Consider the following 13,801-nt stretch of genomic DNA (forward strand, 5'->3'; position numbering starts at 1 on the left):
CTATACATGCAACCAATCTTACGGAAAGCCATGCTGCTGCTCACAACTTTGTTGTGCGTTACCCACTACTCATTTGCCCAACACAAAAATCACGGCATTGGCCTTACCCTCAGTGGTGGTGGTGCCAAAGGCCTTGCCCATATTGGCATACTGAAAGCCATTGATTCTGCAGGCCTCAATATTAATTATCTCACTGGCACCAGCATGGGCAGTATTGTGGGCGGATTGTACGCCGCAGGTTATAGTGCAGATTCCATTGAAAAAATTGCCCGCTCCATTCACTGGGAAGATTTGCTGAGCAACAGCATTCCCATGAACCTCTACACCATGGAGGAGAAAAGTGAGTTTGGTAAATACGCCATCGAAATGCCATTTACCAAAGGCAGTATTGGCTTGCCTTCCGGCTTTTTAGAAAGCCAGGAACTATGGCTCACGTTAGAAAAATATTTCTTTCCGGTTGCTGCCACACATGATTTCAAAAAGCTGAGCATTCCATTTACCTGCGTAGCGGTTGATTTATTGAGTACCGAACCTGTGGCGCATACTTCGGGCAGCATTGTCAATGCCATTCGTAGCAGCATGGCCATACCCGGCGCCTTCTCTCCGGTAGATATTAAAGGGCGTCGGTATGTGGATGGTGGTATCATTCGCAACCTGCCGGTGCAGGAATGTATCAACCTGGGTGCGAAGTATATGATTGGTGTATCGGTGAGTGCTCCGGTACAAAGCCTTGATGAATTGAATAGTGCCGTGCAGGTGTTGTCGCAGGTGATGTTTTTGAACGAGGCGAAAGACAGCAGAGAACAGGCACAACTGTGTCAGTCGTTTATAAGCGTACCCATGGGCACGTACAACTCCGCCAGTTTTAGCAGTGCTGAAGACATCATTGAACTTGGCATTACTGAAGGCAGAAAATATTATCCGTTGTTCAAGCATTTGGCAGACTCACTCAAAGCAATTGATGCAAACTATTCGTTTCGGAAAAACAGATTGCCCAATGTATCCGCTTACAAAATTGCTGCCGTAAAAGTGGAAGGTTTGGGCAAGCATGCTGTAGAAACATTCTTACGGCAAATTGAGGGGAGAAATGAGCAAAGCATCAATTACAGCAAATTGCAAAACAATACCAGAGATGCTTTTGCCTACCGCATGTACAAAAGCATTGTGTATGATGTGGAGCCAACCAAAGACAGTAGTTATGTACTGCAATACAAAGTAAAACCGGAAAGCTCCACCATGCTGAAAGTAGGCTTGAGTGAAAACAGTTTTACCCGCTTTGCAGTCAACCTCAACCTTACCACCCGCAATCAGTTGTTGCCTTCCAGCCGAACGATGGTATCGCTCAATATTGGCGATAATTTCAGGGGCTTGTTTGAGCACCTGCAAATGTTTGGTTATCGCCAGCCATGGTCCAACAGGCTGCAGGTGTACACAGAGTTTCAAGACCTGCCAGCATACAATGATTTGCGCCGCATTGGACTGTACAAATACAAGTACGTGAGCATTGATGATCGTTTTCAGTTGTCAGCGAAACGCAAGTCGGCCGGTGGTTTTGGCATGCAATGGGAAAGCATTGTAGCTAAACCACAAATTGAAACCGGTACTTATTTCGACGGCCGCAACAACTATTTTCAGGCCTATGCTTTTTGGCAATACAACAACCTGATTAAACCATTGTATGCGGATAAAGGAACGATTGCAGAATTCAAACTGGGATATGTATTTGCATTGCAACCCCGCATCAAAGCGTTCAACAACGGGCAATTGATTGGTGATGTAAATCCATCATTGTTTACTTACGGCAACTACCCCAGACTGACAGCCAACCTACAGAGTACGGCACAAATGAGCAAGCGTTGGAGTTGGGTAACCAAAATGCAGGCAGGCGTCAACTTTAGCAAGAATATTTCGCTGCTGAATGAATTTGTTGCTGGTGGCATCACAAACACCATGCGCAATCAAATTCAGTTTGCCGGGTTAAGAGAAGGCGAATTGGATTCAGAGAGTTTGGTGGCTGTACACACCGGCCCCCAGGTACGGCCATTTGGTAGTTTTTACCTGAGTATAAATGGTGCTATTGCTCATTTTGATTTTGTACAAAAAACATCGCAAACAGTAAAAGCCGGATGGCTCTATGGCACCGCCATTACTGCAGCGTACCTTACACCCATTGGCCCTGCAGAACTGAGTGTGATGGCTTCTTCCAAATCTGAAGGACTACGGTTGTATTTCAACTTTGGCGTTCCGTTTAAGTAAATAAAAAAGCTATGGCAATCGCATGCAAATGACCGGACACAGTCCGGCGGATTTAATAGACACCAGTGGCCCGCTGAGGCGGAACACTGGCGCCATTGGGGGGAGTGATTGTCTAAACCGCCCCTTTATCCTTGCAATAGCATATAAATTCATCAAACACCTTGCAGAAATAATCAAAAGGAACAACAGCATCATTCACAGGCTCCCCAAAATCGTTGCGCCATATTAAACGAAATTTACCATCCCTAAATAGAATTATTCCATCACTTTGGGTATTAGAAAACTGAGGACCCGTAAAGGCATGCCTTGCCAAGTGCTTCGTTTCATCATACCGTTTTTCATCTTCATCAAGCCTGAAATTAAACTTCGTAGTGTATGCAAAAACCTCCTCGGTACCCATTAAGTCAAACACAGGAAGGTAAAGGCTTTCCTTCTTTTTTACTATCGTCTGATAGTCTGTAATAGTGTCAGCTAAGGGGGCGGACTTTTTAAAATTTCCTTTGGGCATGCCTTTGAGCCAAAGCCGGAGGAAAAACTTTTTGGGATGTTTCGTTTCCCTCAGTTCGATTGCAAATATTTCTTTATCGCCAAAAATCATTTTGTCACTCTTTTAAGTTTATTATTTAATTACCCGTCTGGCGCAAGTGTTCTGCGCAGCAGGCCACTTGTGCCGCTCTAATGTTGCCCGATTGTATCGGGATTTTCATTCATCTGCCATGTCAACTTTTTATGCGACCAAATCACTTCACCAAGGTATCTTTTTTTGGAGCTCGTGTACCCCACGAACCAAGGCGGAGCACCACCAAATGGTTAGGTTACAAGTGATAACACCCGCAACGCGGCTCTGAGAGGAACACCAACAAAGGCAAGATGTACATTGGCAGAGACAGTATAAATAGAACCCTATTTTGAACGAGGGCTATCAAGAAATTCACTTGTAGGAACGATGCCTTTCAAGATTGGCATTGGGCCATAAACTCTAAATTGAGCGACTTTGCCAGAACTTGCCGGTGGTAAGAAATAAAACCTTATGGAATCAATTTTAAATAACTCTAGTGAATCTACATTATATAGCTGTTTATCAGGATAGAATGTCACAACAGATCCAGGTTCTCCATGTATCAATTCATTGTAAGTTTTTAAGTCCAGTTCATTTACATCTCCTTTCAATCTGACAGCTCTCGCCAAATCGCTAAATGCCATCGATTGATAATCCTTTGTAGTGTTCTTAAAAAAATGTTCTGGCATAATTTTAGATAAAGAATCATATTTCCTTTCAAAAGATAATCGAAAGGCATCTTTTACTACTTGTTCAAGTTGCACCTTGTTGTCATGCTTCTTAAAGCATACATTAAATTGAAAAAAAGAAAAACCATTACAACATACTTCATAAAATAAATTTTAATCCTTCGATTTTAAGTCTACAGCCATCGGTTCATATTTTTTTGAATCCCCTCCCATCTCGGTATACCCAACTGGCGCAAGTGTTCAGCGCAGCAGGCCACTTGTGCCGCTCTAATTATGCCAGATTGTATCGGGATTTTCATTCATCAGCCATTTCAACTTTGTATGCGATCAAGTCACTTCATCAAGGTATCTTTTTTGGGTTCGTATGCCCCGAACCAATGCGGAGATTTCCTTTTAAGTAAAAAAAGCTGTTGTAAGTAACAACAGCTTTTTCAATATGCATGAAATCAATCCTTATTTCTTGAATTTGTTTTTCAATGCAGCCAATGCATCATTGATGTCCAAATTGCTCAGGTCTTTTTGCTGTGGCTGTGGTTGACGCTGTTGCTTATTGCCACCTGTGTGTCCGCTACGCTGCTGCGGGCCATTGTTCGGTTCGGTTTGTTTTATGCTCAAGGCAATGCGCTTTCTGCTCAGGTCCACTTCCAGCACTTTTACTTTCACTTTTTGCCCCAGCTTCAGTGCTTCCGAAGGATCGCTGATGTAACGGTTGGCAATTTCACTTACGTGCACCAATCCGTCTTGCTTTACACCAATGTCTACAAAGGCGCCAAACTTGGTGAGGTTGGTCACATTGCCCGGCAACTCCATGCCTACCTGCACTTCTTCAATGCTGTAGATATTGGCAAATTCAAAACTCTCCGCTGTAGAACGAGGATCCAAACCGGGCTTCACCAATTCCTTCAAAATATCATTTACCCGGTGTTCGCCATAGCTGGCGTACTGTTTGGCATTCACTTGTTTTACCAGTGATTCATTGCCTACCAAATCTTTCACCGTTACGTTCAGGTCTTTGGCAATGTTGTTGACAATCTCGTAACTCTCCGGGTGCACGGCACTATTGTCCAGCGGATTATCGGCTTGTGGAATGCGTAAAAAACCGGCACATTGTTCAAAGGCTTTGTCGCCCAACCTAGCAACTTTCTTCAATTCGTTGCGGCTTGTAAACATGCCGTTGGCTGAGCGATACTCCACAATGTTTTTGGCAATGGTTTCACCAATACCACTTACGTAACTCAGCAGGTGGCGGGATGCGGTATTCAAATTCACACCTACCAGGTTCACACAACTCTCTACCGTCTGATCGAGTTTTTCTTTCAGGCGTACCTGATTTACATCGTGTTGGTACTGACCCACACCAATACTTTTCGGATCAATTTTTACCAGCTCGGCCAATGGGTCCATCAGGCGGCGACCAATGCTCACAGCACCACGCACTGTTACATCTTCCTGCGGAAATTCTTCTCGGGCCACTTCGCTGGCACTGTACACGCTTGGCTCCATCTTCATTTACCAAAAACACGGGCAAGCCAAGGTTCAATCCTTTGATGAATTTTTCTGTTTCACGGCCGGCAGTTCCATCGCCAATCGCAATCACTTCAATGCCATATTTGGCTACCAACTGGCGTACAGTATGCTCTGCATCGTACAAGCGGTTGTTTTCGTGTACGTAAATAACTGTGTTGGTTTTGAGGTCGCCTTTGTTGTCGAGCACCACCGTTTTGCAACCCGTACGATAACCCGGATCGATGGCCAGCAAATGCTTGCCACCCAGCGGACTGCTCAGCAGCAATTGGCGTAAGTTATCAGCAAACACATTGATGGCTTCTTCATCGCTGCGTGTTTTCATGGCCATACGAAACTCACTTTCTAACGATGGCTGCAGCATGCGTTTCCAGGCATCTTTCAAAGCCTTCTTTACATGTACGGTTTCGTTGTGCATGCCTTTCACTACATGCTGTTCCAGCATTTCTACTGCTTGTTCTTCCGCAGGTTCTATGCTGATGCGTAGGAAGCCTTCCATAAAACCACGCAGCACGGCTAAGGCCCGGTGTGCAGGCACTTTGGTTACCAGTTCGCTGTAGTCGAAATAATCTTTGTATTTGGCCGCTTCAGCTTCTTTGCCACTCACTACTTTACTGATGAGCAAGCCATCTGTTTCAAACAGGCGACGCATTTTGGTACGTACCACCGCGTCTTCGTTTACCTGTTCGGCAATGATATCTCTGGCGCCTTGCAAGGCCTCGTCAATGGAAGCCACTTTTTCGTTGATGTATTTATTGGCTTCTGCTTCAATATCCGCATCGGCCTGTGCCAGCAAGATATTAGCCAATGGTTCCAGGCCATTTTCACGGGCTGTTTGTGCCTTGGTTTTGCGCTTCGGTTTGTATGGCAGGTAAATGTCTTCCAGTTCATTGAGGCTGCTGGCTTTGTCCAGCAACTTCATCAGCTGCTCGGTCATTTTGCCCTGCTCTTCAATGGTTTTGATGATGAAGGCTTTGCGTTCGCTAAACTCCTTTTGAAACTTGGCTTCTTCCTGAATGGCCTGAATTTGCACTTCATCCAGATTGCCGGTTTGGTCTTTGCGATAACGGGCAATGAATGGAATAGTAGCCCCCTCGCCCAGCAGGCGCAGCACGGCTTCTACACTGGCGGGTTTCAGGTTGAGTTTGGCACACACCGGCCCAACAAATTCGAGCATGATTCAATCAATTTTAGGGCAGCGAATGTATCGGAGCCAAGGCAAACAGACAAGGGAAATAGTTTTGCACAACAGTGGGTTTGGCACGGCTAAAAAGACAGATAAATTTTCTTCCACTCATCTCTCCGGTAACCCAAATGAGGTTACATTTATACCCGTACAACAACTACCACACATGTATTCAGTTACCATTCAAGGTAAAACTTACCAACTCAATTTTCCAGAAGCCACAGTGGTACATGCCAATAAATACAATGGCTCGGTGGGCATTTACATCTGGCATTTGTTTGGCAGCAATGCTTATCAGGATGTGGTCTTCAAACTCAAGAACACGCAAAAGGATGTACCACTTACCCTTACAAACGGAGATTTACCCTTATATACCACACAGCAGGTAAAACTGATTTGCCTGGATGATTTGGTTGTTGGCTATGTGGATGTACAATCAAACAGATATCATTACCTCAACAGGAATTTCTTGCGGCTGTTGGGGATTGGCTCGAACCTTCCCATTGCTTTTTTAATGTTGGCAATATTGTTGGTTATTCTATCATTTTTAATTCCAGGAGAATATCAACAGGACACTTTACTCAGCACCTTCTTGCTTTGTATCTTATTTGTCATTTACCGATTTCTACATAACAAGTGGATTGAAAGATTGCTCGATAAAGCATTACAATAAAAAACGGCCTGCATGAATTTGCAGGCCATTCAATTATCTTTCTGGGATTACTCATACCAATTGCAATAAGAAATAATTGCGCTTTCCTTTTTGTACCAACAGGTATTTGTTGTGCAGCAATTTGTCTACACCTACAACTGTGTCCGGGCCTTCCAGCTTTTGCTTGTTGATGCTAACGCCACCCCCTTGCAAAGTTTTACGGGCTTCGCCACGGCTGGGGAAAATACCGGCATCGGCCAGCAAGCTTACGGCGTCAATACCGGCTTCCACTTTGGCTCTTTCAATTTGGTGTGCCGGCACGCCTTCCATTACCTGCAGCAGTTGCGCTTCCGACAAAGATTGAATGACTTCTGTAGTGGCATTGCCAAACAAAATTTCTGAAGCCTGCACCGCAAAATCATATTCCTGACGGCCGTGCACCAACACGGTAATTTCTTCTGCCAGCTTTTTTTGCAATTGGCGCTGGTGAGGTGCTTCCAAATGAGCAGCGGTCAGGCTTTCAATTTCAGCCTTGGGCAAAAAGGTGAAAATCTTAATCCAGCGAACGGCATCTTCATCGCTGGCATTGAGCCAAAACTGGTAGAACTGGTATGGGCTGGTACGGCTGGCATCGAGCCAAACGTTGCCTTTTTCCGTTTTGCCAAACTTGCCGCCATCGGCCTTGGTAATGAGTGGGCAGGTAAAGGCAAAAGCCTCGCCTTCGCCATTGGTCATGCGGCGGATGAGCTCGGTGCCGGTGGTGATATTGCCCCACTGGTCGCTGCCACCAAACTGCAGTTTGCAGCCTTCGTTTTTGTATAAATGATAAAAATCGTAGCCCTGCATCAGCTGGTAAGCAAATTCGGTATAGCTGATGCCGGTGTCGCCTTCAATGCGTTTGCGTACACTGTCTTTGGCCATCATGTAGTTCACTGTCAGAAACTTACCTACATCGCGGAGGAAGCCGATGAAGCTGATGTCGCGGAACCAATCGTAGTTATTCACCAGTTTGGCAGCATTGGCATTGGACTCATCAAAATTGAGGAAACGGCTCAGCTGGCTTTTGATACCTGCTACATTGCGCTGCAGGGTGGCTTCATCCAGCAGGTTGCGTTCATCGCTTTTACCCGAAGGGTCGCCCACCATACCGGTAGCGCCACCAATGAGGGCCACCGGCTTATGACCGGCTTTTTGCATATGCATGAGCAGCAAAATGGGTACCAGGCTGCCAATATGTAAACTCTCGGCCGTGGGGTCGAAACCAACGTAACCGGTAGTGGGTTCTTTCAACAATTGCTCCTCCGTGCCGGGCATGATGTCGGCCAGCATGCCTCTCCAACGCAATTCTTCAATCAGATTCATGGCCAATAGAACTTTTAATGGGCGGCAAAAATAACCGAAGGCAACGATAGGCACTAAGAAATTGATTATTAAAGAAATTTGATGTTGAACAATTAATTCATTCCACACATATTACAGATACTCGTAAAGCCTTTGTATCTTTATATTCTTCTCAAGGTTCATGAAGAAATTTTACTGCATACTAACCCTATGGTGGCTCGCCACCACGGTGAATGGTCAGTCCTTTCGGAACGAATGGATAGACTACAACAAGACCTATTATAAGTTTCCGGTATCAGAAACCCGCTTGTATAGAATTCCCCTTTCTGCATTGACTTCCATTGGCTTAGGCAATATACCTGCCCAAGATTTTCAATTGTGGCGCAATGGAGCGGAAGTACCACTGTTTACCACCCAGGAAACGGGACCGCTGGCTGCGGATGGTTTCATTGAGTTTTACGGCAAAATGAATGATGGCTATCCTGATACGGAATTGTACGCCAGTCCCAACGATCAGGTGAATACCGACAGGAGCTATTTTTCTGATACAGCTTGGTTTTACCTCACTGTAAATGCGGGAAAGCCGAACCTGCGGCTGAAACAGGCCGCCAATAATGTAGCCGGCACCAGCGTAGCACCGGAAACATACTTTACGCATTTCTACAAATTTCAGAGCTATTGGACGTGGAACTATGGAGCCGCACAGGTAGTAGCTGGTCAGGCGGTACGCAGTTCGCTGCTCAATGGCGGCGAAGGCTGGGCCGCACAACCCTTCAACAATTGGGCACCGCTCAATTTCAACCTTACAGGTTTGTATGTAAGCGACAAAGGACCTGCCCAACTGGATTTTGCTTACTCCGTTTCTGGCAACTATCCTCTCGACCGAAATATTCAAGTCTATATCAATGACTCACTGGTGGGCAGTGTGTTTTCTGCCGGTTACAGCATGAAGAAAGACACCGTTCGAAACCTGTCCACGTCTGTGGTGCGGGGCGATGCGCTGTCGTTGAAGTTCATGAGTGACAACCCGTTTTACTGGGAAAATATTTACCTCAACAATTGCGGCATCCGTTACCCCCGCAAATTCAGTTTTGGCGGAGAATCATCATTTGAAATGACGCTGCCAGCGAAGGCCAATGGGCATCATTTGAGAATGCAGGGCTTTAGAAGCGATAACCAGCCTATGGTTGTGTATGATCTCACCAATAACAAGAGGTATCAAACCAATGTACTGGGCGACAGCAACTATGTGTTGCTGGATGGAACTGCTGCCAGCCGCAATGTAGTTGTAAACAATCAGGTAAGTTTTGTAAGAAACATAACCGGGTTTACACAAAAGCGGTTCATTAACTATGCACAAGCTGCCAACCAGGGCGATTACATTATCATCAGTCATAAAATCATTTCCGGCAGTGGTAATGCTATCGATCAATACAAAGCTTACCGATCTTCTCCCGAAGGCGGCAGCTATAAAGTATTGACCACCGATATTGACGAACTGGCGGAGCAATTTGGTTATGGCCAAAGAAAACATCCGCTGGCTATCCGGAACTTCGTTCGGTATGCGCTGAATAGTTTCAGCACAAAGCCAAAGTTCGTTTTCCTGATTGGCCACGCCACTTATTACGAAATATTCCGTGGCCTGCAAGGCATACCGGGTGCACAAGAACTGGCACAGGTACCCAACTTTGGTACACCCGCATCCGACAACCTGCTGGTATCTGCCGACAACAATTCACCTGTACCACAAATTCCGGTGGGCCGCCTCAGTGCCATCACCAATGAAGAAGTGCTGACCTATCTGGATAAGGTAAAGCAGTATGAAGCCTTGTTGCGCAATCCTACTGCATCAGCTGCCGAAAGAGACTGGAAAAAGGAAATGATTCATTTGGTAGGTGGCGATGATGTTTTTCTGGCGAATATTATAACCAACTTTTTCAATCGCTACAGGCTAAGCGTTGCAGATACGTCTATTGCTGCCAAAGTGTATACGTACAAGCGGGTAAACAATCCCTCTTTTGCCAGCGATATGGCGCAAATCAAAAACCGCATTGATAACGGTGCCGGATTGATCACCTATTTCGGACACTCCTCTGCCAGTGGTATTGACTTCAACCTGAGCGGCCCGGAAGAATACAAAAACACAAATGGTAAGTATCCCATTTTTATTGCCAATGGATGCAGGGCTGGCAACATTTTTGACTTTTCTTCTTACCGCCTCAATTCAAAAAATGTAAGTGTTTCTGAAAACTTCATTTTTGCCAAGAACAAAGGCGCCATTACGTTTATCTCCAATTCTGATTTGGGTGTTATTAACTACATGCACCTTTTCACCAACGAGTTTTACAAACAGTTCAGCCGTTTCAATTATGGCAAAACGATTGGTGAAATTCAGAGAGAATCTATACAGCAAGCATGGAATATTACCGGAGGTTCCGATCCGCTTAATCGCATCAATCTGGAGCAGGTGATACTGCACAGCGATCCGGCCATTGTACCTTACCCCTATCCTTCGCCGGATTATACCACCAGCGAAGATTTGATTTCCTTTTTGCCTGCTTCACCCAATGTTGCCAACGATTCTATTTGGGTGAAAGTAAAATTTGCCAACATTGGTCGTGCTGTAAGAGAAACCGTACCCGTGGTGCTTTACCACGAAAAAGCCAACGGGCAAAAAGTAGAATTGCTGCGTACCACAATAACCAATCTGTTGAAGATGGACAGTGTACAGGTAAAAATGGGTTTGCAAGGCATGTTTGATGGAGGCACCAACTATCTTATTGCCAGCATCGATCCTGATGGCAGCAATACTGAATTTTCCGAACAAAACAACACAGCCCGCAAAGCATTCGATTTAAATACCAATGTCATTTTGCCTGTATTCCCTTATGATTTGGGCATTATTCAAGGACCGGTTGTGAAACTCTCCGGCTCTACAGCCAATCCGGTTGCTAAGTTGGCTACCTATCGCTTTCAGGTAGATACCAGCAAAAACTTCAACTCTCCGCTCCTGTTTACAAAAGATACCATCAGCATTGGTGGCGCCTTGTCGATTGTGCCCAACATTGCCTGGAAAACAAATACCGTTTACTACTGGCGGGTATCGCCGGTAAGCATTGGTGTGGCTACCAACTGGGCTGGCGCCTCTTTCTTGTACAACCCCACTTTGGGCAGTGGTTCTAACCAGTCGCATTACTACCAGCACCTGCAATCATCACTGGCTAAAATGATGTTGGGCGATGCCAGCAACCGTCAGTTTGCATTTCAGGATATCCCTCAAAACCTGTATGCAGAGCATGGCATTTACCCCACCAGCGGCACAGAAGAAGGACACTTCAGCATCATTGTAAACGGACTGCGCAGCATTCGCAGTGCCTGCATCGGCAGCTCAATTATTTTCAATGTTTTTGACGGGCAAACTTTCAAGCCTTGGGACAACAGTGTAGGTGGACAATATGGTAGCGGCTATTATTGTGGTCCTGGCCGCGAATACAATTTTGAATTTTACTACTACAGCCAGGCCAACCGGAAAACCATCATGGATTTTCTGAATATCATTCCGAAAGGACATTATGTAGCGGCACGAATGGTGCTCGATCCGCCGCATGACAGCAGCTTTGCCAAATATTGGCTGAATGATACTGCCATGTATGGCAAAGGCAATTCGTTGTACCACGCTTTGGTAAAACAAGGTTTTCAAAACATTGACTCGCTGAATAAGCCCCGCACTTTTGCATTCTTCTTCAAGAAAGATGATACACTCAGCTTCAAGCCGGTAACCGTATTCAGCGAAGGTTTGTACGATCGCATCCAAACATCGCAAAACCTGTACACCAAGGATACAAGTGGCAATATTCTTTCGCCCGATTATGGTCCTGCTACTGCTTGGAAAACGCTGACATGGGCCAGCCTCAAAGACGCAGACCCGGCCAGCAAAGGCGTTGCCAATCTTCAACTCTATGGGAAAACCAAAACCGGTACCTATACCCTGTTGCGCAATCTGTCAAGTGCCGAAACCAATGTAGACATCAGCAGTATCAGCGCCACTACTTATCCGTATGTGCAGCTTCGTATGCATACAGGTGATACCGCAAAGGCCAAACCGGTACAATTGCAGCATTGGCGGGTAACCTATGACCCCGTGGCAGATGGAGCTCTCAGTGCCGCAGACTACTGGCGCTGGACCGCAGACACCTTGTTGCAATTGAAAGACTCTCTTCGCTTAGGTATCGCTTTCAAAAATGTGAGTGCCTTTCCTATGGCAGCCACAAATTATACGTTGAAGCTGGGCAATAAAAACGGACAGGAAATCAACTTGCAAAACGGTTCGCTGAAAAGCCTGAATGCTGGCGATACAGCCCGAATTTATTTTGCCGGCAATATAGACAGCCTGCTGGGCAGATACTATTTACGCCTCGAAGTAAATGGTGCAAAAGCGCCGGTTGAGCAAGCTTACTTCAACAATCTGGCGTACATGCCTTTTGATGTAGACTCGCTGAAGGATGCCGTACAACTGATTTCATTTAATGCAACCCCAGGCACCAATCAGGTAAACACATCCTGGAATGTGGCCCTCGAACTGAAAGTGGGTAAGTATGAAATATTGCATGGTACCGATAGCAGTGTTGCAGGCATGCAGGTAGTACTCACCCAACAACCAGTGAATGCTGCCGCACCACAACAACAATACTTGCTGGCGCATACCAATCCGGTTATTGGCAACAACTATTACCGCCTGCGCATCACCGATATTTATGGAAATGTAATTCTGTCCAAAGCCATAGAAATTAAAGTGCGTTTGCTGGATTATACCATGCTGCCTTCCGGCAATGCCTTGCTCCACAACTGGAAGTTTGAAAATGAAATGAAGTTGACCAACTATAGAATAGAGCATGCTGTTAATACAGGTTCATTTGCAGCAGTAGCCACCCGAGTAGCTACCAACACCGGCGTTCCAGAAACCAATTACACCTACTCGCATACCAAGCCATCGTTGGGCATCAATAAGTACCGCTTAGCTTATACCGATGCTTATGGAAACAACTATGCCAATGCAGAAAAATCAATAACCATAGCCTTGCAGCAATTCAATGTGGTGGTAAATGGCAAAGTGGTTGACATGCAATGGGACTTCACCAATGAAATCAACATTGCAGATTATGTGGTAGAATCCGGAGTAGACTCCAGCAAGCTTTCTTCCATTTACACGCAACTGCCCAGTGGCAATGGTGCAGGTACATTTACCTACAATTATCAGCATGGCAATCCGCCTTTGGGGTACAACTTCTACCGCCTTCGGGTAAAGGATGGCAATGGCAACATTGTATACTCACCAGTTTACAAGGTTTTTGTGGGCGATGCCACAACGGTGATTGTGTATCCTAATCCGTTTGTGAATGAAATACGTATTGTAACAGGCGATAACAGCAGCAGCTGGCATGCAGAGTTGATAGATGCTGCGGGTCGGATATTAGTCAATCAAACTGGTGTAGGCTCTATGTCTATTCCGACCGGAACCCTGCTACCCGGCGTGTATTTTATCCGATATCAGAAAGGTGATTTTAAACTAATGCAGAAATTGCAAAAACATTAGA

Annotated in this window: 8 protein-coding genes; 3 read left to right on the top strand and 5 right to left on the bottom strand. The window is 45.6% G+C overall.

The features are described 5' to 3' along the window. The first annotated feature begins 6 nt into the window (after positions 1 to 6). Positions 7 to 2,256 (top strand): patatin-like phospholipase family protein, encoded by a 2,250-nt coding sequence (locus tag GLV81_RS10050; RefSeq protein ID WP_157478747.1) that lies wholly within the window; start codon positions 7 to 9, stop codon positions 2,254 to 2,256. Between the two features lie 112 nt (positions 2,257 to 2,368). Here GLV81_RS10050 and GLV81_RS10055 read toward each other — a convergent pair whose 3' ends face one another. From GLV81_RS10055 to GLV81_RS10065, 4 genes are all read right to left on the bottom strand, one after another. Further along, complete coding sequence (locus tag GLV81_RS10055) at positions 2,369 to 2,854, bottom strand: Imm42 family immunity protein (RefSeq protein ID WP_157478748.1); 486 nt, start codon at positions 2,852 to 2,854, stop codon at positions 2,369 to 2,371. A 305-nt stretch (positions 2,855 to 3,159) separates the two neighbouring features. Beyond that, complete coding sequence (locus tag GLV81_RS10060) at positions 3,160 to 3,579, bottom strand: hypothetical protein (protein WP_157478749.1); 420 nt, start codon at positions 3,577 to 3,579, stop codon at positions 3,160 to 3,162. 378 nt (positions 3,580 to 3,957) lie between these two features. Then, entirely contained in the window at positions 3,958 to 4,995 is a 1,038-nt protein-coding gene (locus GLV81_RS21260; RefSeq protein WP_281350671.1) for a helix-hairpin-helix domain-containing protein, read from the bottom strand. Next, positions 4,877 to 6,205, bottom strand: coding sequence for a Tex-like N-terminal domain-containing protein (locus tag GLV81_RS10065; RefSeq protein ID WP_281350672.1), 1,329 nt, complete (start codon positions 6,203 to 6,205; stop codon positions 4,877 to 4,879). The genes GLV81_RS21260 and GLV81_RS10065 overlap by 119 nt, the downstream gene beginning before the upstream one ends. Positions 6,206 to 6,380: 175 nt before the next feature. On the opposite strand from GLV81_RS10065, the gene GLV81_RS10070 reads away from it, so the two are divergent. Beyond that, the gene (locus tag GLV81_RS10070; RefSeq protein WP_157478750.1) at positions 6,381 to 6,887 is read left to right on the top strand and encodes a hypothetical protein; all 507 of its coding nucleotides are present in this window, start codon (positions 6,381 to 6,383) and stop codon (positions 6,885 to 6,887) included. 51 nt (positions 6,888 to 6,938) lie between these two features. Here the strand turns inward: GLV81_RS10070 and tyrS are convergent, their stop codons facing one another. Then, the gene (gene tyrS / locus GLV81_RS10075; RefSeq protein WP_157478751.1) at positions 6,939 to 8,228 is read right to left on the bottom strand and encodes a tyrosine--tRNA ligase; all 1,290 of its coding nucleotides are present in this window, start codon (positions 8,226 to 8,228) and stop codon (positions 6,939 to 6,941) included. A 160-nt stretch (positions 8,229 to 8,388) separates the two neighbouring features. Between tyrS and porU2 the strand changes: the two genes are divergently transcribed. After that, a complete protein-coding gene (gene porU2 / locus GLV81_RS10080; RefSeq protein WP_157478752.1) occupies positions 8,389 to 13,800 on the top strand; it encodes a putative type IX secretion system sortase PorU2 in 5,412 nt (1,803 codons plus the stop codon). Position 13,801 lies beyond the last annotated feature (1 nt).

It is taken from the genome of Phnomibacter ginsenosidimutans, assembly GCF_009740285.1.
GTDB lineage: Bacteria > Bacteroidota > Bacteroidia > Chitinophagales > Chitinophagaceae > Phnomibacter > Phnomibacter ginsenosidimutans.